The 22,529-nt window shown below is 40.3% G+C and carries 9 protein-coding genes and 1 pseudogene; 2 read left to right on the top strand and 8 right to left on the bottom strand.

Annotation, left to right across the window (positions count from 1 at the left end):
- Nucleotides 1-166 precede the first annotated feature (166 nt).
- Nucleotides 167-1,363 carry an MFS transporter gene (locus ACAM22_RS02685; protein WP_369606918.1) on the bottom strand — a complete coding sequence of 399 codons (1,197 nt, stop codon included), beginning with the start codon at nt 1,361-1,363 and terminating at the stop codon, nt 167-169.
- 418 nt (nt 1,364-1,781) lie between these two features.
- Between ACAM22_RS02685 and ACAM22_RS02680 the strand changes: the two are divergent.
- A pseudogene (locus tag ACAM22_RS02680) lies at nt 1,782-2,330 on the top strand (NAD(P)H-dependent oxidoreductase).
- Between the two features lie 121 nt (nt 2,331-2,451).
- On the opposite strand, the gene ACAM22_RS02675 reads toward ACAM22_RS02680, so the two are convergent.
- Nucleotides 2,452-6,336: a YSIRK-type signal peptide-containing protein gene (locus tag ACAM22_RS02675; protein ID WP_369606917.1), complete on the bottom strand. Its 3,885-nt coding sequence runs from the start codon at nt 6,334-6,336 to the stop codon at nt 2,452-2,454.
- Between the two features lie 123 nt (nt 6,337-6,459).
- On the bottom strand, nt 6,460-14,652 hold the full coding sequence (locus tag ACAM22_RS02670; RefSeq protein WP_369606916.1) for a YSIRK-type signal peptide-containing protein: 8,193 nt from the start codon (nt 14,650-14,652) through the stop codon (nt 6,460-6,462).
- 216 nt (nt 14,653-14,868) lie between these two features.
- On the opposite strand from ACAM22_RS02670, the gene ACAM22_RS02665 reads away from it, so the two are divergent.
- A complete protein-coding gene (locus ACAM22_RS02665) occupies nt 14,869-16,353 on the top strand; it encodes a M protein trans-acting positive regulator PRD domain-containing protein (RefSeq protein ID WP_369606915.1) in 1,485 nt (494 codons plus the stop codon).
- Between the two features lie 50 nt (nt 16,354-16,403).
- Here the strand turns inward: ACAM22_RS02665 and yaaA are convergent, their stop codons facing one another.
- From yaaA to ACAM22_RS02640, 5 genes are all read right to left on the bottom strand, one after another.
- On the bottom strand, nt 16,404-17,132 hold the full coding sequence (yaaA, locus tag ACAM22_RS02660; protein WP_369606914.1) for a peroxide stress protein YaaA: 729 nt from the start codon (nt 17,130-17,132) through the stop codon (nt 16,404-16,406).
- A gap of 78 nt (nt 17,133-17,210) precedes the next feature.
- The gene (locus tag ACAM22_RS02655) at nt 17,211-17,375 is read right to left on the bottom strand and encodes a YczI family protein (RefSeq protein ID WP_031227831.1); all 165 of its coding nucleotides are present in this window, start codon (nt 17,373-17,375) and stop codon (nt 17,211-17,213) included.
- Between the two features lie 169 nt (nt 17,376-17,544).
- Nucleotides 17,545-19,140, bottom strand: coding sequence for a hypothetical protein (locus ACAM22_RS02650; RefSeq protein ID WP_153210751.1), 1,596 nt, complete (start codon nt 19,138-19,140; stop codon nt 17,545-17,547).
- Nucleotides 19,141-19,151: 11 nt separating this feature from the next.
- Nucleotides 19,152-19,562 carry a peptide deformylase gene (locus tag ACAM22_RS02645; RefSeq protein ID WP_045612079.1) on the bottom strand — a complete coding sequence of 137 codons (411 nt, stop codon included), beginning with the start codon at nt 19,560-19,562 and terminating at the stop codon, nt 19,152-19,154.
- A 114-nt stretch (nt 19,563-19,676) separates the two neighbouring features.
- Nucleotides 19,677-22,373, bottom strand: coding sequence for a cation-translocating P-type ATPase (locus tag ACAM22_RS02640; protein WP_369606913.1), 2,697 nt, complete (start codon nt 22,371-22,373; stop codon nt 19,677-19,679).
- Between the last annotated feature and the right edge of the window lie 156 nt (nt 22,374-22,529).

The following is a 22,529-nucleotide window of genomic DNA, read 5'->3' as shown; positions in this document are numbered from 1 at the left end:
GTTTGCTCTTTGATTTTCATTGAGTATAAGAAACCAATTCTATTTCTTCCTTCAAAGCAAACCGATTTTTCTTGATTAAAGCCGAGCAAGAAAAGTAAAGACAGCTCCAAAATCAACCTATTAAAAAACCTGAGCTTGGCACTCAAGTTTTCGTAATTTTTTTGATTTATGGAATCACTTTATCATCCATTCTTTTAGCCATTTTTCCTAAAAATATAGGCAGTAGAAGACTAATCATGACTAAAAAGAAGCCTAGATAAAGAAATGCTACTACAAAGCCTAAATTGTCAATCAACCAGCCTGTCAATGGAAAGAAGACAATCATACTCAGGCTAAACATCATAGAATAGACACTCAGCATGGTTGCCCTTACTTCACTTGGAAGGCGCCCTTGCAAATCATTGTCAAAAATCGGCTTAAAAAGAGCATGCAGAGCATTACTAATCAAATAAATCAGAATATAGATTAGAGGTGTTCCAAAGTAGGACAGCAGGTAGGTAACTCCAGTCAACAGGACGAGAATAGGGAAAATCTTCAAGGCGGCATATTTCTTTCCAATCTTACTCGCTAGATAGACTGCAACGATATTTAAGAGACTACCAAGTAGCATAACTGCTGAAATTTGCCAACTACTTAAATCTGGTAACTGATTTTGATAGTAAAAATAAAACATGCACATGAGTGTACCAACAATCTGAGACAAAATCATCCAGTTGAAGAGCATGGGATTTCGCTCCAACTCTTCCTTAACAGTCCAAATAATCTGTTTCATGGTCACACTATCAGTTTTTTCTAGCTTGACACTGGGCTCTTTCAGCATCCAAATCAAGACAAGAACTATGATAGAAGTGGCAATCATGATATAGTAGGTCAGGTGCAATTGACCATGGACAAAAAATCCCGCCAACACTGTCCCCAAAGAACGAGTTCCTTCTGCTACTCCTGACATGAAACTTGAAATAGATAAGTAACGCTTCTTGAGTCCAGCCTCTACAGCCGAGTCATAGACCATTGCTGCGCTTGTTCCTGAATCAAAATTATAAGACAAGGCACTCACCACCATTGCTAGTGCATAAATCCAAAAATTTCCCTGACCAGCCAACATGAGAATAGAAGACACAATCCCTGCTATACGACTTAAATAAAGGTTGGTCTTATAGGAATAACGATCAGCCAACATTCCAGATGGAATTTCACAGAGAAGACTGGTCGCATGAAAGATACTTTCCAGAAGTCCAATCTGCCAAAGAGACATTCCGTTTTGACTGAGAAAGAGAATCCAAAAGCTGGTAATCCCTAAAAAAGCAAAAAACTCAACTCCGGCCATCAGGCCAATATTTTTCCGATAATTTCTTATTAACATCTTTTCTCCTTAACAAGTGTATTATTATTTCTTTTGTCCGTCACTTGTTAATCTTTGCCTTACATGATCTCCACCCCTTTTAGAAGCATTCTTCAATGCCATTATTGTTCCTTTAATGATTTATGAAATGATACCGGAAAATAGCTGTTCTGCGGTTTCTATTGCTAGTTTTCTTGTTTATTTTAGCACTTATGTCATTATATTACAAGAGAATATTGGAATACTCCTATAAAATCAAAGAAAACTAAAATCCAAAAAACAGTTCTTACTTTTCCAGTGGCAACTGACTAGAGTTTCAGCAATTTTATAATTTTCAAATAAACTCTGAGCAAATTTCTTGCAAGTCCTTTTGTTTTGTTGTAATATATTTTATAACAACGAGAGACTTCTCGGAAATTTAAGAAAAAGGAGACACATCATGTCTAAAAAAGTATTATTTATCGTCGGATCACTACGTCAAGGTTCTTTCAACCACCAAATGGCTCTCGAAGCTGAGAAAGCACTTGCTGGTAAAGCAGAGGTTAGCTACCTTGATTATTCAACCCTTCCTCTCTTCAGCCAAGATTTGGAAGTTCCAACACATCCAGCTGTAGCTGCTGCTCGTGAAGCAGTTCTCGCTGCGGATGCCATCTAGATTTTCTCTCCAGTCTATAACTTCTCTATCCCTGGTACGGTGAAAAACTTGCTTGACTGGCTATCTCGCGCTCTTGACTTGTCTGATACACGTGGCGCTTCTGCCCTTCAAGACAAGTTTGTCACCGTATCATCTGTAGCCAATGCAGGTCACGATCAACTTTTCGCTATTTACAAAGACCTCTTGCCATTCATACGTACACAAGTCGTTGGTGACTTTACTGCTGCACGTGTTAACGACTCTGCCTGGGCAGACGGAAAATTGGTTCTTGAAGAAACAGTCCTAAACTCACTTGAAAAACAAGCGGAAGACTTGGTTGCAGCAGTTCAGTAAAAAATAGAGAATTTTAAGAAGTCCTTAATATAAAAATGAGCAACTTTAAATTAAAAGTTGCTCATTTTTTGTGCTATTTAGTACTATCCTACTTGTTAAATCTGTATTGACACTTTTTTATTTAGCGATGTCTTCTAGCATGACCACGAGTTCCTGGTCCAGTTCTAATTGGTTTAACTTGTTTACCTGGACGCGAAGGAACATGGTGTACTGGTCCATGATGAGGTCTCGTTAAATGCGGTTTAGGCTGAACACTTGGTTTTGGATTAGTAACAATTACGTTTGGTTTTGTAACCACTCCGACCACATGCGTGTGGCTAGTAGTGCCAGTATGAATGACACTTGTCACCTCTGAATGAGTTTCGGTTTCATTTGTTGTGATAGTGACAATTGGTGTTGTTGGACCCGCTGTTGCTGCATTTGAGGTAACAGTGGTTGTCGTTGTAGTTGTAGTCGTAGCCGTTCCACCAGGAACAGGTTTTGTTTCTGTTTTCTTATTAACAGATGTTTGTGAAGAAAAATCTGTTGGTTTAATTGCAGCCAAGGCTTCAGCTGGAGTTAAGTTAGGTTTTGAATCAGTAGTCGCTACCGGTTTTGGTTGAACTACAGGTGTTGGTGTAGCTGGAGTAGATACTGCCGGTTTAACCGGTGTTACCGGTGCTGGTGCTACTGGTTTTACTGGAGCTACTGGTTGTGGTGTGGCAACAGGCGCTGGAGTTACTGGTGTCGAAACTACTGGTTTGACTGGTGTTGATGGTGCTACCGGTTGTGGTTGAACTACAGGTGCTGGCTTAGCCGGAGTTGACACAACTGGTTTAACTGGCGCGACAGGTTTTGCAACAATTGGTGATGATGCCACAACTGGATTCGGAACGGTCAAAACTGGTTTGATAGAAATTCCATTACCTAGACTAGAAGGAGTTGCTGCAATAGTTGTTACTCCTTGTGGAGTGACATTTGGTTTATGAACAGTCGTATCCACTGCAGCTACTGGTTTATCATCAATTCTTGTGATTTTCCAATTATCATAAATAACTGCACCAGTAACGAGGTTAACTCTCGCTACTCTTTCAAAAACTACAGAACGAACTACATCTTTGAAAGCTTGTTTACCATCTTTTTGGTATTTGTAGTGAATCGTCTGCTTAGTCATTTTTCTCAGTGTATCTAAGTTTTCAACAGATTTAGGCCAAACAGGTGTCAATGCGTCTCCTACTACTAATGGATTTCCAGCAATTGGTTTAGGATCATCTGCTGTGACAGTCACAACTTTTTCGATTAATTGAACTGAGAATACTTGATCAGTTTGTTTTTCACTGTCAAAGCGTTTATCATTAGCATTTGCAAAACCATCATGTACTAATTCATATCCTTGTTTTAGGTATTGATTAATACGATTTTTTGAATTATAAGCAATTGTTTCACCTGGAAGACCAACAACACTGTCCACATTTCCTAAAACTTTAGGACTTGTTTCTGTTTGATTAAGGTATTTAACATGCGCCTTTTGTTGAGCAACATAATCATAAACAACATGGATATCAGCCTGTGTCAAATGTCCCTTACTATTAGCAGGTATTTGCGACAAGACATATACCACACCATCTTTTTCGAAACGCTCAGGAACTTTAGCAGTCACATCATAGTTATTTCCCAACAAGTTAATGAGATTTGAACTCTTATCATGTGGTGTATTGAATGTTTCTAAAATAGCTTGACTTGTTTTATCACGATATTGAATATCAACTTTACCAAATTTAGCTTCTTCGTACACAGCTACCACGTTGGCTTGAGCTCGTGTAATCGTACCAGATGTCTTCGTATTACTATAAAAACGATCATTCTGTGCGTACTCTTTGAAGACATAATATTTACCATTTGGTGAATGTAATAGATAAGGTGCTGTGATAGATGTTGTTTGAATTCCTTTGTTTTCTTGAACTTCTGTCTCAGTTGTATTTCTCTCCAAAGTAGCTACATAGCTAGTATCAATTTTGGTAGATGGTCTTACAGTAGTGAATTTGTCTTGAAGGATACCTCCATTTTCCACCGCTGCAATGGCAGGAAGAAGCATTTTCCCTTGAGTATCAACGAAGCGAACAGCTACATCTCCATATACAAGGCGTCCATCTGTTCTAACCATATCTGGGTTAGCAATTTTCCAGTCAGAATCAGCAGCTTGTTCGTATTGGTCTGTAAGATTTTTACCTTTGGCATCAACCACTGTCAATGTCCCTGGAACATTCGATTTAAAACCATTTCTAGCTTCATTCAGATAATTAACTGTGTGACTTGTCGGAACACGATCAACTCCAAAATCTTTTGTACGTAATACATAAGTTCTTCCAGCCAACATCTTTCCAGATACCAATTCAAAGGTTAATTCATTATCTGCTGCCTTAAGAATCTTGAATTTGGCATGTTGACCAGGCTCTTCACGAGGTGCTTCCAAGATAACATTATGGCGATTTACCCTTGTTCTTGATGTATCAGGGCTAGTATTTATCATTTCGACATTGTGGGCACCACGCTCAATAAATTCACCAACAGTAGCAAACTTATTGAATTCTGTATCTTTAATACGAACAGTGAAACGAGTCCCTGCACTAAAGTTTGATTTCCATGTTCCGATACGAAGGGTACTGTTGTATGTCTTGATACTTCCATCATCATCCAACATCACATCACCTGTGAAGTTAGCTGTAGTAGGTGTATCATAAACTTTAGGTGCTCCGATATCTGTTTTAATCACAGTGTAATTCTTAGTGACTACATTTTGACCATTAACTGAGATAACACCAGTTACAGACTTATCCACATTCACTCTAGGATAACGAATTCCACCTCTGTATTGAAGTTCAAAAGTAACATCGTCTAAGCGTTCAATTTCGTCAGTGAAACGGTATGTTGCTTCAATATGACTTCCTTTGTCAACTAAATCCCATGATTCTTTAGTGTCCAAAGCAACGTCACGATCTCCACGTGAAGCCCAGTATGAAAGGCTTCCAGCTTTGGCATTATCATTTTTCTGAATCAGACTCACTCGTTCTGCAAATACTTTACCTTCAGCAACCAATTTTTGAGGAAGATTATTGTCTTGTGGTAATTCCTTCAAGCCAATTGTGAAGATATCCCCCTTATGATAGGCACCATTTTTAAATTTTAATTGGAAACGATAATCAGCAATACCTGTTGAAGTCACACGGTCGGCCATGTCGATTGTACCACTGGCAATAATATTTCCATTATCGATAGCTACATCCTGTATTTGAGTTGGCGATAGACTAGCGCTAATTTTCTTGCCGTGTCCTGCACGTTGCAACTCAGTATAAACTGTTTCAATAGCTGAATACAGTTGATTTAATTGAGTCTTAAGATTTTCTACACTAACAGATGAATCTTTCAGCAAGGATTTTGATTGTGAAATCTGAATTGTTGCTGCCTTAACAGCTTCTTGAACCAAGGCTTTTTCTTCAACTTTACGATCTGCTTCTTGAGCATAACGAACAGCAACTTGATTTAAAACTTCTGCTTCTGATACAACCTGTTCCAAGGTAGTTTTTTCGACTGATTTTTCTTCTTTTACCTTCTCACTTGAAGTAGGTGAGGTAGTTTTTTCTTCACTAGACTTAACTTCTTTAAAAGTGAATTCTTTTGAGTCAGAAATTTTTGTCTCAGCTGCCACTTTAGACTCTGCTTCCTTCTTTAGAAGGGCATTGATATCTAATTCTTCTTTTTCCAAAACTGGAGCTTGAAGAGTTGAAGGTAATTCTGCTATTTTTTCCTCAGATTTCTCTTGCTTGGTCTCTTCTGGTTTTTCAGAGACTTTTTGTTCTTCTTTTTCAGTGCGATGTGAATCTACTTTCTGTTCATCTGCACTCACATTTGAATAAGTACCAAAAACCATCAAGGCAGCTACAGCAACAGATACTGCACCAAAACTTGATTTTCTAATGGAATACTTGTTTACCTTATTCATTTGATTCCGTTTTACTCTTGAATACATATATTTTCTCTCTAACTTTTTATGATAAAAAAGGGAGTGGAATTGATGCTGTATTGACATACATTCTCACTCCCTAAAACACTACACTTCCAATATTTTGTTGTCTAGAGTTTTATTTTGATTTTATTCATCTCTTTTTGCTTTTCCAACTAAACTGAATCCAGTAAATAGGCCAAGTACTCCTAGAACTTGAGCCATACCAGAAGAGTGACCCGCAGTTTTTGGAAGTTCTTTTTCCTCCTCTTTTGGAGCTGAGTTTGGAGTTGGAACTGCTGATGGCACTTTTGGAGCTGGGGTAGAGGTTGGAACTGGAGTTGGCGTAACTTGTGGAGTTGGGGTTGGAGTCGGAATTGGAGTTGGGGTCGGTACCGGGGTTGGAGTTGGAACCGGAGTTGGGGTCGGTACTGGATCCGGCGTAACTTGTGGAGTTGGGGTTGGAGTCGGAATTGGAGTTGGGGTAACTTGTGGAATTGGTTGAACATTTCTATAAGTTACAGTTACAACCTGATTTCCAGTTTCTGCTGTAATTCCTTGAACCGCAGCCACTTTAGCAAGATCAGGATTGTATCCTGCAATGCTTGGAGATACCACTTCGTCAAAACTTGTCACTCCATCTTCAGAAACCCAAGATGTACTTGTAGCCTTACCTGTTACATTATCGATACTTAACATACGTGAAAAGCTTACTTGATCATGATGATCTTCACTTGCTTTTGTACCATCTTCAAATACATAATGAATCGTTCTTTCCACAAGTTTTGGAGTATCTTTTTTAACAGTGATCTTATGTTTCAATAGGACTGTATATTCTTGAACTTTTGTTTCATCTGTATCAAAAGTTGCATCTGCAGGGAAACCATCTTCCTGTAATAAGTACCCTTTTTCAAGCAACGATTTCAAAACAGTTTCTGTCGTATAGGCGATCTTTTCTCCTGATTTACCAGTAATATTGTCTGTATGAACGACTTCATCCTTGTTATCAACATCTATGTAACGAACAACTGCAACTTGTTCTGTCTTGACGTAAGTTACCTTTGTATCTTCACCTGGGTTTTCAGGTGTAACACTTGTACGCTCTGGTTTGTAGCCTACAATTTCAGGTACTGCTGTTTCTCCAGCTTTACGAGGATCATTTGCATCATTCAGGTATTGGGGTTGAGGAGCATTTGCAATTACATTTCCAGAAGCATCTACTGGAATGATTTTACCCAAAGCTTTATAGGTAACTGTATCTGTTGCTTTTGGTAAATCTGGCGTAACTGTCTTAGCACCAGCTTCTGCTTTATCAGCGAAATACCCTGTCACAACTGGTACTTTAACTGTTCCATAGGTATGGTCCTTATTTTCCCAAGTTGTTTCTTTAGTCGCTTCATTATATGATCCCTTGAAGACAAAATCATTTTGCACATTATCTTTAGGAGTTGCAGAACCTGCCCCAGTAAAGTTTACAGTTTGTTCAGTTTCCTTAGTTAATGAATCAATAATTTCGTTATATGTTACAAAGGTATCTTTTCCGATGCGATCAGGATCAGATTCGTCATTTGGTTCGATTGTCTTGTCAACAATATTATATCCCCAAACAGTTGGTTGCTCATTATTTAATACATGGAATTTTGGAGCTTCAGGAATTTTTGTTTCTGCTGCTTTTGTTGCATCGTTTGGATCATTATCATAGTACTTATAGAGAGCGTCTTCAATGTTTTGTACAACCTCTCCTTGTTTATTGATATATTGTCCTTTATTATTGACTGCTACAATACGTCCCATTTCTTTCAAGTCAACATTAACTTCTGTATCTTGAGGAGAATTTGGATTAACCTCCATTGTTCCTACTTTATTTACAGTAGCATAAAATTTTGGTGTAACAGGAGTTCGTACAGCTTTGAACACTGCATTCACGGATGAATTTGCTTCTGAATTAGTTGAACTATCTGGTTTTGCTGCAGCAGCGCGCTTACCTCTAGATGAACGGCGTACAGAACGCTCACCATTTTCAGTCACAGTTAAGCCTACTGGAGACACTTGAGAATTATTAACTTGTGTAGCTAAAAGATTCTCTGAAACTGGAGCTACTTCTGACAAAGCTCGTCTGCTTCTAGATGATCTAGCAACTCTTGATTCACCATTATTCGTAACTGATGGTTGAGATGCTACTGGAGCTACAACATCTTGGTTCTTAATTCCAGTAATCTTCCATTGTTCATAATGGATATCACCAGATACCAAATTCACAAGAGCATTTCTTTCATAGCTGATATGTTGATCAATTGTTCCATATGCAGCTTTTCCATTTTTAAGGTAACGGAAGTTAATACGGCGACTTATTGTTTGAGTCAATTTCTCCATTCTCTCAACAGTGCCTGGCCAATTTGGTGTATTTGGTTGTCCCGGATTGACTGGGGTGTTGGGTTGTGGTTTAGGATCTTTCGGTGTTACACGTTCGATACGTTCTGAAAGGGTTACAGTGTAGACTTGGTCACGTGCTGTATCGTAGTCATAAACCTTCGCACCACCTGCTGTGAATTCATCGCTGACAAGCTTATAACCTTGTTTCTTGAATTCTGTGATTTGACTTGTTGTGCTGTAGGCAATGGCTTCACCTGACTTACCTGTCACTTCATCTGTTGTGAGAACGCGGTTACCGTTAGTACTTACATAACGGATAACAGCTTTTTGGGCATCCTTACGATAAGTAACTGTTTCAACACGGTCTTGATCTTTAGCCTTCACTCCACTTACAGCTGGGATTTCTGATTTATCCGCTGTGTAACCTGCGATAGTTGGTGATACCACTTTATCAAACGTATCATCATTGGTTGTCCAGTCTTGGAAGTCAATATGACCTGTTACCAAGTTGACATTGCTCCAACGTTTGAAGTTCAGTGTTTCAACCACATCATCCTTAGCCTTGCTTCCATCTTCGTAAACATAATGGATGGTACGGCTAACACTTTCCTTGTTATCCAAATCATGGACACTAGCTGGCCAACGTGGGCTATCTGGTTGTCCTGGATTGACTGGGGTGTTTGGTTGTGGAGTTGGGTTATCTGGGTTAACTGGTTCAACACGTTCTGAAAGGGTTACAGTGTAGACTTGGTCACGTGCTGTATCGTAGTCATAAACCTTCGCACCACCTGATGTGAATTCATCGCTGACAAGATTATAGCCTTGTTTCTTGAATTCTGTGATTTGACTTGTTGTGCTGTAGGCAATGGCTTCACCTGACTTACCTGTCACTTCATCTGTTGTGAGAACACGGTTACCGTTAGTGCTTACATAACGGATAACAGCTTTTTGGGCATCCTTACGATAAGTGACTGTTTCAACACGGTCTTGGTCTTTAGCTTGAACTCCACTTACAGCTGGGATTTCTGATTTATCCGCTGTGTAACCTGCGATGGTTGGTGATACCACTTTATCAAACGTATCATCATTGGTTGTCCAGTATTGGAAGTCAATATGACCTGTTACCAAGTTGACATTGCTCCAACGTTTGAAGTTCAGTGTTTCAACCACATCATCCTTAGCCTTGCTTCCATCTTCGTAAACATAATGGATGGTACGGCTAACACTTTCCTTGTTATCCAAGTTTTCAACTGTTCCTGGCCAACGTGGGCTATCTGGTTGTCCTGGATTGACTGGGGTGTTTGGTTGTGGAGTTGGGTTATCTGGGTTAACTGGTTCAACACGTTCTGAAAGGGTTACAGTGTAGACTTGGTCACGTGCTGTATCGTAGTCATAAACCTTCGCACCACCTGATGTGAATTCATCGCTGACAAGGTTATAGCCTTGTTTCTTGAATTCTGTGATTTGACTTGTTGTGCTGTAGGCAATGGCTTCACCTGACTTACCTGTCACTTCATCTGTTGTGAGAACACGGTTACCGTTAGTGCTTACATAACGGATAACAGCTTTTTGGGCATCCTTACGATAAGTGACTGTTTCAACACGGTCTTGGTCTTTAGCCTTCACTCCACTTACAGCTGGGATTTCTGATTTATCCGCTGTGTAACCTGCGATAGTTGGTGATACCACTTTATCAAACGTATCATCATTAGTTGTCCAGTCTTGGAAGAAAATTTGACCAGTCACTAGGTTAATACGACTCCAACGTTTGAAATTCAGTGTTTCAACCACATCATCCTTAGCCTTGCTTCCATCTTCGTAAACGTAATGGATGGTACGGCTAACACTTTCCTTGTTATCCAAGTTTTCAACTGTTCCTGGCCAACGTGGGCTATCTGGTTGTCCTGGATTGACTGGGGTGTTTGGTTGTGGAGTTGGGTTATCTGGGTTAACTGGTTCAACACGTTCTGAAAGGGTTACAGTGTAGACTTGGTCACGTGCTGTATCGTAGTCATAAACCTTCGCACCACCTGCTGTGAATTCATCGCTGACAAGCTTATAACCTTGTTTCTTGAATTCTGTGATTTGACTTGTTGTGCTGTAGGCAATGGCTTCACCTGACTTACCTGTCACTTCATCTGTTGTGAGAACGCGGTTACCGTTAGTACTTACATAACGGATAACAGCTTTTTGGGCATCCTTACGATAAGTAACTGTTTCAACACGGTCTTGATCTTTAGCCTTCACTCCACTTACAGCTGGGATTTCTGATTTATCCGCTGTATAACCTGCGATAGTTGGAGATACCACTTTATCAAACGTATCATCATTAGTTGTCCAGTCTTGGAAGTCGATATGACCTGTTACCAAGTTGACATTGCTCCAACGTTTGAAATTCAGTGTTTCAACCACATCATCCTTAGCCTTGCTTCCATCTTCGTAAACATAATGGATGGTACGGCTAACACTTTCCTTGTTATCCAAGTTTTCAACTGTTCCTGGCCAACGTGGGCTATCTGGTTGTCCTGGATTGACTGGGGTGTTTGGTTGTGGAGTTGGGTTATCTGGGTTAACTGGTTCAACACGTTCTGAAAGGGTTACAGTGTAGACTTGGTCACGTGCTGTATCGTAGTCATAAACCTTCGCACCACCTGCTGTGAATTCATCGCTGACAAGCTTATAACCTTGTTTCTTGAATTCTGTGATTTGACTTGTTGTGCTGTAGGCAATGGCTTCACCTGACTTACCTGTCACTTCATCTGTTGTGAGAACGCGGTTACCGTTAGTACTTACATAACGGATAACAGCTTTTTGGGCATCCTTACGATAAGTAACTGTTTCAACACGGTCTTGATCTTTAGCCTTCACTCCACTTACAGCTGGGATTTCTGATTTATCCGCTGTATAACCTGCGATAGTTGGAGATACCACTTTATCAAACGTATCATCATTAGTTGTCCAGTCTTGGAAGTCGATATGACCTGTTACCAAGTTGACATTGCTCCAACGTTTGAAATTCAGTGTTTCAACCACATCATCCTTAGCCTTGCTTCCATCTTCGTAAACATAATGGATGGTACGGCTAACACTTTCCTTGTTATCCAAGTTTTCAACTGTTCCTGGCCAACGTGGGCTATCTGGTTGTCCTGGATTGACTGGGGTGTTTGGTTGTGGAGTTGGGTTATCTGGGTTAACTGGTTCAACACGTTCTGAAAGGGTTACAGTGTAGACTTGGTCACGTGCTGTATCGTAGTCATAAACCTTCGCACCACCTGCTGTGAATTCATCGCTGACAAGCTTATAACCTTGTTTCTTGAATTCTGTGATTTGACTTGTTGTGCTGTAGGCAATGGCTTCACCTGACTTACCTGTCACTTCATCTGTTGTGAGAACGCGGTTACCGTTAGTACTTACATAACGGATAACAGCTTTTTGGGCATCCTTACGATAAGTAACTGTTTCAACACGGTCTTGATCTTTAGCCTTCACTCCACTTACAGCTGGGATTTCTGATTTATCCGCTGTGTAACCTGCGATAGTTGGTGATACCACTTTATCAAACGTATCATCATTAGTTGTCCAGTCTTGGAAGTCGATATGACCTGTTACCAAGTTGACATTGCTCCAACGTTTGAAATTCAGTGTTTCAACCACATCATCCTTAGCCTTGCTTCCATCTTCGTAAACATAATGGATGGTACGGCTAACACTTTCCTTGTTATCCAAGTTTTCAACTGTTCCTGGCCAACGTGGGCTATCTGGTTGTCCTGGATTGACTGGGGTGTTTGGTTGTGGAGTTGGGTTATCTGGGTTAACTGGTTCAACACGTTCTGAAAGGGTTACAGTGTAGACTTGGTCACGTGCTGTATCGTAGTCATAAACCTTCGCACCACCTGCTGTGAATTCATCGCTGACAAGCTTATAACCTTGTTTCTTGAATTCTGTGATTTGACTTGTTGTGCTGTAGGCAATGGCTTCACCTGACTTACCTGTCACTTCATCTGTTGTGAGAACGCGGTTACCGTTAGTACTTACATAACGGATAACAGCTTTTTGGGCATCCTTACGATAAGTAACTGTTTCAACACGGTCTTGATCTTTAGCCTTCACTCCACTTACAGCTGGGATTTCTGATTTATCCGCTGTGTAACCTGCGATAGTTGGTGATACCACTTTATCAAACGTATCATCATTGGTTGTCCAGTCTTGGAAGTCAATATGACCTGTTACCAAGTTGACATTGCTCCAACGTTTGAAGTTCAGTGTTTCAACCACATCATCCTTAGCCTTGCTTCCATCTTCGTAAACATAATGGATGGTACGGCTAACACTTTCCTTGTTATCCAAGTTTTCAACTGTTCCTGGCCAACGTGGGCTATCTGGTTGTCCTGGATCGACTGGTGTGTTGGGTTGTGGAGTTGGGTTATCTGGGTTAACTGGTTCAACACGTTCTGAAAGGGTTACAGTGTAGACTTGGTCACGTGCTGTATCGTAGTCATAAACCTTCGCACCACCTGCTGTGAATTCATCGCTGACAAGGTTATAGCCTTGTTTCTTGAATTCTGTGATTTGACTTGCAGTGCTGTAGGCAATGGCTTCACCTGACTTACCTGTCACTTCATCTGTTGTGAGAACACGGTTACCGTTAGTGCTTACATAACGGATAACAGCTTTTTGATTTTCTTTTTCAATGACTACATTAGAATCTTTACCTACAGCATCTAAATCACTATCATCGTTTGGATCAATAGTTTTAGTTTCTGCATCATATCCGCGAATAGATTGGTTGTCACTAATTTTCCAACCAACTGGTGCTTGAGGAATTTCAGTAACATCTGCTCTTGTTGTGTCATTAAAATCGTTTTTATATTGTCGACGAATAGCATCTTCTTTATTCTCGACTACCTCACCATTTGAATTGATGTAATGTCCATCTTTGTCAACTAAATTGATATAACCTAAGTCTTTATACCAAACGTTGACAACTGTTTCATTTATATAGTCTGGGTTAACTGTTAACTCATCAACACTCTTGGCATCTGCGTAGAAACCTGGATTGACCGGTGTCATAACTTTCTTGAAAGTATAATCCAAATCTCCGATAGCACGTTTCCGACGACGCGAACTACCTTGTGCTGCATGAGCCTCAATAGCACTCTTTAATCTCAAGCTCGCTTCTTGATCTAACGGAATATTCCATCCGCCTTTTATATTTGCCTTTGCATCTTCAACTCGAAGTCCCTTTACAGGTTTTAAGGCAGTTTTATCTTTTTCTACTGACTCTTTATCTACTTCAGAAGTTTTTTCAGCCACCTTTGATTCAGCATTTCTCTTTTCAGCTGATTCAATTTTGCTAACTACTTCAACTTTATCAGCAGCTTTACTAGTAGTTGAACCTCTAAGTTCCAAAGCAATGACAGCAGCTTGGAGATCAGACTCAGCTTGAGATAATTCTGACTCTGCCACATCTGCTTTATTTAATAATCCTTTAGCAGATTGGATACTAGTTTGAAGGCGTTTTACACTGTCTTCAGTGTATAACTTAAGCTCCAATTTTTCTGCGCGCAAAAGGGCCGTTGATAATTTTGTCTTATCAACAGCATTATTAGAAGGTACTTCTTCTTTCTGGCTTTTAGCTTCTTCAACTTTTTCTGCTGGTGCTTTAGCATCTTCAGATTTAGCTGGAGTTACTTCTACTGGATTAGCAACAGTTGGAGCTGCATAAGTTGTTTCTTTTTTAGGTGTAGAAACTTCTGCTGTTTTAGTAGCTTCATCTACCTTATCAACAGAGACACTATTAGTTGCCTCAGGATGTTGTTCCTCCGCTTGTACTGCTTGCGCATTGGCAGCAGTTCCCAAGACTAAGGCTGTCCCGAGTAAGACACTAGCCGCACCAAAGTGATACTTACGAATAGAGTATCGTTGTTGCATGCTATACCAGTCAAATGATTTCTTATGTGAATGTTTCATTGTGAACTCCTAGAAAGTATTTTATAGTTTTAACTCTACAACTATTCAATATATAAATCAATATTTTCTGAAGAATTAATATATTCTGTTTTTGCACCTAAGAGCCACTTATCTTATTCTAAATTTTCTGATTACTAACGACAATTTTCTTACTCTAAGTTTTTTGTACTTTTTAGACAAAAACATGATATAATAAATTAAGGAGGAAATACCTATATGCGTAACCTTTTATCTACGAAAGATCAGCGACAATTACGTTTAATGGAAACCTTGATTCAAAATCGTAATTGGATGAAATTGCATGAACTTGCCGAAAAGTTAGGATGTACAGAACGAATTCTAAAAAGTGATTTAAATGAATTACGTGCTGCTTTTCCAACTATTGACATCCAATCTTCTGTTAACGGAATTATGATAGATTTAGAAGTTAATACTAGCGTTGAAGATATTTATCAATATTTTCTTGCTCATTCTCAATCTTTTCAATTACTAGAGTATCTGTTTTTTAATGAGGGCCTACCTATTTATCGAACAATAGAAAATCTTCACTCTAGTAATGCCAACCTCTATCGATTGGGCAGAAATATTACAAAAACTCTGTCAACTCAATTCCAAATTGAACTATCATTTACTCCATCCGAAATACGTGGCAATGAAATCGATATTCGCTATTTTTTTGCCCAATATTTTTCTGAGCGCTATTATTTCCTAGACTGGCCTTTTCCTGACCTTCCTGAAGAGGATTTAACAGAGTTCACTGACTTCTTCTATAAGATCACGAATTATCCAATGCGATTTTCAATCTATAGAATGTACAAATTGATGATAGCCATCAGTATTTACCGCATTAAAAACGGTCATTTCATCGACTTACCAAATCATTTCTACGATGAATACTACCCTCTTTTGATGAGTATTCCAAACTTTGAGGAGATACTTGTCCATTTTTCTGAAAAACTGGGACTGGAAATCACCCCAGATATCATTGCCCAAATTTTTATATCCTTTATTCAAAACAATCTTTTCTTAGATCCTCAAGAATTCTTCAACTCTTTAGAAGATAACAGTGAAGCAAGATACTCTTACCAATTACTTAGTCAAATATTAGAACGCCTAGCAAAACAATATAAGATTACTTTTACTAACCACGATGAGCTTATTTGGCATTTACACAACACTGCTTTCTTTGAAAGACAGGAAATCTTTTCTACCCCAATCTTATTTGAACAAAAAGCATTGACGATTAAAAAATTTGAAGTTTACTTCCCAGACTTTATGGAAAGTGCACGTCAAGAACTGGCCCAATATCGTCAGGCAATTGGACAGCATGACCATCCTGAACAGTTGGAACACTTGATGTACACCATCTTAACCCATGCTGAAAACCTCTCTACTCAGTTGTTAGAAAATCGACCACCTATCAAGGTTTTGATTATCAGTAATTTTGACCATGCTATATCCCTTACCTTTGTTGATATGCTTTCCTATTACTGTAATAACCGCTTCACCTTCGATACTTGGGATGAATTGAAAACAAGTCCTGAGATTTTAAATCAGACAGGTTATGATATCATTGTGTCTAATTTCTATATTCCAGGAATTACCAAGAAGTTTATTTGTCAAAATCATCTGTCAATTATGGATTTAGTTAATCACCTCAACACCTTATCAAATGAGATTCATTTGTCCAATACTTTATAAGCTAGAAAAAAGTCAGCATAATCCTGCTGACTTTTTCTCTTATCTGATTTCTATACTTCCTTAACAAAAACCAATTTCTGTGGCTGTGACAAATCTTCTCGGTAGTTAAATCCTGCAAAGCTTAAGCGACGAGCTTCCTCAACCGTCTGTACTTGATTTTCTATCAGGGCTGTCAGGAAGGCTCCACGCGCTTTCTTGGAAATAGTTGAGTGAATCTTCAGCTGACCACCCTTGTCCTCCATGAATTTGAAGGTCACCATTTTTTCTCTGATTTCCTTAGAAAACACAGTTTCAAACTCTGACGACAAGAGGGAGAAAATTAGGTCTTCACCATTCATAGCCTCATCATAGGCTACCTTCCAATGGCTCTTCAAAGTCTTACCAGCGACTTTTAACTTCATCAAAAAATCCAAACGGTGAGGGGCCATAGGTGACAAGGCTGGAACGACTCCGTACAAAGCCGAAGTAATAAAGACATGATTTTCAATATAGACTTGTTCTGCCTCGTTCAACTTATCTCGCTTGATATGGCGATACATGAGCCCATCAAAAAGTTTCAAGGCTGGGTAGTGTTGAGCAGCTTGCCTTTTCAAAGCTTGGATATTTTGAAATTCTGCCGCAGCTTTCTCGGCTGAAACTTTGTAAAAACTCTCCAATTGACTAGCAGAATAGAGAGCCAAGGCATCCAGCACGGCCTGACTTTCTGGTTTTAAAGGAGCGGCTTCAATACTTGGCAAATCTGTGTTCATTTCTTTTGCTGTTGGGATTAAAATTTTCATATTAATAGTGTAGCATATTTTTTTGCCACTACCAAGAAATTCATCTGAAAAACCTCGGTTTGACCGAGGTTTCTCTGGTTATTTTGGCCATCCTAACCAGACAGCCACGAGAACAAGGGCTATGCCAGCTAAACTTGTTAAGATAGATAGAAATTTATCTTTTTTCTCCTTGAACTGAGAAAAACCTATCTTCAAAGCGAGCAGTCCGAGTAGCATTGAAGCAAGCATCACATAAAAACCCATTTGTTTGTCCTCCATTAGTCTTAATTTACCTTATTATAACATATACTTCTTAAATAAAGCTTTTTTATACTCAATGAAAATCAAAGAGCAAACTAGGAAACTAGCCGCAGGTTGTACTTGAGTACGGCAAGGCGACGTTGACGTGGTTTGAAGAGATTTTCGAAGAGTATTACTGTACTTTAAAGGTCTTGAGATAGTTGTCTTTTCCTACTTGACCTTCGAAGGTTTTACCATTTTCAAGGTAAGGGAGGTCATCTGATACAGACGCCTTAACCTTGTAAATCTTGCCATCAACTTTAAAGAAGTAGACGGTGTCTCCCTTGATAACAGCTGATTTGAGGTCTGCTACTACTCCCTTGATGCTTTCTGTCGTTGCATTGTCAATTTCAAGGTCGTTTTTATTGGCGTACTTGCTGAGCATCTCTTCCACTGTCGTAGCTACGATAACGTTTTGGTACTCGACTGCGTCTACCAGAGCATACTCTTTGACCAAGCCAGCATTGTCCTTCAAACCCATGATGTAAAGAGGCTTGTCATTAAGGTTGATGAGGATTGGGAAGGTTGCCTTGTAGGATTTCTCCTGAACAGCACCTTCGGCTGATTCACGGGCTGATTCTTCGGTCGCAGAAGCCAAGCTATACTTAGTGATTTCTCCTGTTCGCATATTTTCAAGGATAAAACCAAGATTACTTTCATCCGCATTGGCCGAAGTCACACCTGTGTAGAGGTAAATGTCATTTCCGATAGACAAGTAATTATAGCCCTTGGTAGTCTGGGTCACGTTTTTCTTGGAAATCATGGCATTCCAGAAACCATCCTTGTACTTGCCGTTATAGTTGATTTGCTCAATGGTTTCCTCAGCTGGATAAACCCTGTCCACCCATTCTGGAACATCTGACAAGCTGTATTCCTTGGTTTCTCCATTTGTAGCATCCAAGATAATGACTGAAACAGGACGAGGAACCGCAAGCCCAAATTGCTTTTGGTAAACGGTTGCTACATAGAAAGGATTGCCCTCATCGTCCACCTCAAAAGATGGAGTTTTGAAGATCTTGGTTGGGTACTTCAAGCGCAAGTGACGCTTGACATCGCGGTTAAAATACTCCGAGTCCGAATACTTGATTGGTGTCTTCAAGTCCACCAAGTCCGCATTTCCGGTTACCATGTCCACCTTAATATATTCGCCGATTCCCTTGGCCTGATTGTTAAACCACTTGATAGGATCTGCGTATTCTAGTGGCGTAACTCGATAAGGTTTCCCATCAATCGTCAATTGGGTATAGGTGTCTGCCGCTACGTACTGCGACACCTTATCTGTTAGGGAACCCAAGTAGCGGTCACCAATTTTTTCAGCGGTACTTCTATCTAAGATAGGAACCTTACTGGTATCAGTCTTAGGAAATTCAGTAAAGTCTTTTTCCGTAACTGTGACTACATTGGCATAATTTTTAGCCTGAAAAATGCTAGAAGTTACCAAGGAAACCAAGGCTGCTAAGAGAAGAATTCCTCCAATAGAAGCTAAAAGGATTTTCCCTAACCGATTGATTTTGAAACCCTCAAGATTTAAGGCAGCTTCCGCCTTGCCGTGGCGCACATGAACCGTTTTGACAAGGTTTATCCCCTTGCCAAAACCAAATAAGATTGCTACAACCAGCAAATGCCCACAGAGGAAAAAGAGAAATTCCCAGCTGGTCAGGTTAAGAGGCGGTAAAAAGATATACCAGGTCGTTGCGATAAAAATAAGTTCAAAGACTATTCGTTTCATTTGCTTTCCTCCTAAATGATTCGTCCTTCCAAGTGATCCAGTTCATGCTGGCAAATCTGGGCTGGGAAGCCTGTCAAGGTAATGGTCTGTTCCTGCCACTTGCTGTCACGATAGGCAACCCTTATGGTTTCATAACGCTTAGTAGGTCTCACACCTGTCAAGGACAAACAGCCTTCTTCTGTCTCATAAGCTCCTTCAGAGGACAGGAGCACTGGATTAAACATGACCACAGGAACCAAACCAAGATTAAAGATAATCACGCGCTTCTGCACCCCAATCATATTGGCAGCCAGACCGACACAAGTCTCACGATTTGCTAAGAGTGTATCCTGCAAATCTCTGGCAAGATAAAGGTCTTCCTGACTTGCTGGCTGAGATACCTGAGATAAAAACAAGATATCCTTCACAATTTTCTTTTCCACTTCCTCACACTCCTCTTGTTTTTTACTATATTATAGCAATTATAGCACAAAAGACGGCAACTGCAAGCCCTTTCCCTCAACTGTAGCAAAAAGCCATCCGAAGATGACTTTTTTTTAAATCGCATTCTTGTCAAAACCGAGTTTACGTTGGATAAATTTAACGATTTCGACGATGATAATCATTGAGAAGCTTCCACCCATAACGATTCCCCATTGTGACAAGTCTAGTTTGGTTACGTGGAAGATTCCTTCAAGCGGTTCTACGACGATTGTTGCCATGAGAAGGATGAAGGATACCAAGATAGACCAGTTAAATGTCTTAGACTTGAATGGACCAACTGTCAAGATGGATTGGTAAACAGATTTGACATTGTAGGCATGGAAGAGTTGAATCAAGCCAAGGGTTGCAAAGGCCATAGTTAGGGCATCTGCATGAATGGCATGATTGTCACCCACATGAACTGGGTAAGCAATCGCAAGTCCATAAACACTCATAACAATAGCTGCTTGGAGTACACCTTGATAGATGATAGAACTCACAACACCACCTGAGAAGAAGCTTGCCTTGCGTCCACGTGGTTTATGATTCATGACACCAGGCTCAGCAGGTTCAACACCAAGAGCGATAGCTGGGAAGGTATCTGTTACCAAGTTGATCCACAAAAGATGAACTGGCTGCAAGACGTCCCAACCAAACAAGGTTGATAGGAAGATGGTCAATACTTCAGCAGTATTAGCAGAAAGCAAATACTGAATAGTCTTTTGAATGTTTGAGAAGACCTTACGTCCTTCTTCAACTGCGACGATGATGGTCGCAAAGTTATCATCTGCAAGAATCATGTCAGATGCCCCCTTAGAAACCTCTGTACCAGTGATTCCCATACCGATACCGATATCGGCTGTTTTCAAAGCCGGAGCATCATTGACACCGTCACCTGTCATGGCAACGACCTTACCTTGTTTTTGCCAAGCCTTGACGATACGAACCTTGTGTTCTGGAGACACACGGGCATAAACAGAGTATTGACCAACGACTTTTTCAAAGTCTTCATCAGATAGTTCGTTGAGCTCAGCACCAGTTAAAACATGTCCTTCTGTATCATTTGCGTCAATGATTCCCAAACGTTTGGCAATAGCTTCTGCAGTGTCTTGATGATCACCCGTAATCATGATTGGACGGATTCCAGCTTCCTTAGCCACACGAACAGCCTCAGCTGCCTCAGGACGTTCAGGATCAATCATCCCGATCAAACCAGTAAAGATTAAATCATTTTCAAGCTCTTCAGAAGTGAGGTTTTCTGGAATGCTGTCAATAATCTTATAAGCACCAGCAAGGACACGCAAGGCTTGGTAGGCCATTTCAGAGTTGTTTGTATGAATGAGGTTTGTAACCTTCTCATCAATCGGAGCAATATCCCCAGCCTTATCACGAAGAACACAACGTTTCAAGAGTTGGTCTGGCGCACCTTTAACAGCGACGAGGAAGCGTCCATCTGCAAGTGGATGAACTGTTGACATGAGCTTACGTTCAGAATCAAATGGCAACTCAGCCACACGTGGATATTTCTCTAAGAACCCTTTGACATCGTAGCCCTTGTCCAAGGCATATTGGATGAAGGCTGTTTCGGTTGGGTCACCAATCAGGTTGCCTTCCACATCGATTTTCGTATCATTGGCCAAGACAACTGAACGAAGAAGGGGCATTTCAAGACCTAGTTCAATATCATCAGCTGAGTCATGTAGGACTGCATCGTAGAAGACTTTTTCGACGGTCATCTTGTTCATGGTCAGCGTGCCAGTCTTATCAGAAGCGATGATTTCAGTTGAACCAAGTGTTTCTACTGCTGGCAATTTACGAACGATAGAGTTTCGTTTGGCTAAAACTTGAGTACCAAGGGCAAGAACGATAGTTACGATAGCTGGTAGCCCTTCTGGAATTGCTGCAACGGCAAGCGCAACAGAGGTCATCAACTCACCGAGTGGATTTTTGCCTTGAATGAAAACACCCACTACAAAAGTAACAAGGGCAATGACCAAGATAGCATAGGTCAAGACCTTAGAAAGGTTGTTCAAGTTTTGTTTGAGTGGTGTATCCGTCTCATCCGCATCTTGGAGCATACCCGCGATATGACCAACTTCCGTGTACATACCTGTATTGACAACAACACCAAGACCACGACCATAGGTCACGTTAGAGTTTTGGAAGGCCATGTTGACACGGTCCCCAATACCAGCATCTGCAGCAAGTTCAACTGTCAAGTCTTTTTCGACTGGAACAGACTCACCTGTAAGAGCTGCTTCTTCGATTTTAAGAGAGTTGGCTTCAAGCAAACGTAGGTCTGCTGGTACAACATCACCTGCTTCGAGGGCAACGATATCTCCAGGTACCAATTCTTTAGAGTCAATCTCCGCCATGTGACCATCGCGAAGAACGCGGGCAGCTGGACTTGACATAGATTTGAGGGCTTCGATGGCTTCTTCTGCTTTTCCTTCTTGGTAAACACCAAAGGCAGCATTGATGATAACCACAGCTAGGATGATAATAGCATCTGCGATATCTTCCCCACCAGAAGTCACGACTGACAAGATTGCTGCCGCAACTAGGATGATAATCATCAAATCCTTAAATTGCTCGATGAATTTGACCAGGATTGATCGTTTCTCTCCTTCTTCGAGTTCATTGTGGCCGAATTCAGCAAGGCGTTTTTCTGCCTCGCTTGATGACAAACCTTGCTCGGTCGCATCCACAGCCTTCAAGACCTCTTCAGGACTTTGAATGTAAAACGCTTGGCTTTTTTGTTCTTTTGACATGTGTCTCCTCCTTGACATTGTGTGCAAAACAGACTCTCTTTTTCTCATCGTATCTTTTCACGACAAACAAAAAGAAACCTGTTAATCATAACAAGTCTCGCTGTTTAAGATAGGGCCGGAAAGCATACTCTTCAGTATAAAATTCGGAATGACGAC

Source organism: Streptococcus sp. SN-1, assembly GCF_041154385.1.
Lineage (GTDB): Bacteria > Bacillota > Bacilli > Lactobacillales > Streptococcaceae > Streptococcus > Streptococcus mitis_CT.
Note: the sequence above shows the minus strand (reverse complement) of the source record. Positions and strands in the feature narration are given on the sequence as shown.

Bases quoted from the DNA above. Each gene is read 5' to 3' on its own strand.
- ACAM22_RS02665 (WP_369606915.1), top strand. From the start codon at position 14,869: ATGCGTAACCTTTTATCTACGAAAGATCAGCGACAATTACGTTTAATG.
- ACAM22_RS02675 (WP_369606917.1), bottom strand. From the start codon at position 6,336: ATGTATTCAAGAGTAAAACGGAATCAAATGAATAAGGTAAACAAGTAT.
- yaaA (WP_369606914.1), bottom strand. From the start codon at position 17,132: ATGAAAATTTTAATCCCAACAGCAAAAGAAATGAACACAGATTTGCCA.
- ACAM22_RS02655 (WP_031227831.1), bottom strand. From the start codon at position 17,375: ATGGGTTTTTATGTGATGCTTGCTTCAATGCTACTCGGACTGCTCGCT.
- ACAM22_RS02640 (WP_369606913.1), bottom strand. From the start codon at position 22,373: ATGTCAAAAGAACAAAAAAGCCAAGCGTTTTACATTCAAAGTCCTGAA.
- ACAM22_RS02670 (WP_369606916.1), bottom strand. From the start codon at position 14,652: ATGAAACATTCACATAAGAAATCATTTGACTGGTATAGCATGCAACAA.
- ACAM22_RS02685 (WP_369606918.1), bottom strand. From the start codon at position 1,363: ATGTTAATAAGAAATTATCGGAAAAATATTGGCCTGATGGCCGGAGTT.
- ACAM22_RS02650 (WP_153210751.1), bottom strand. From the start codon at position 19,140: ATGAAACGAATAGTCTTTGAACTTATTTTTATCGCAACGACCTGGTAT.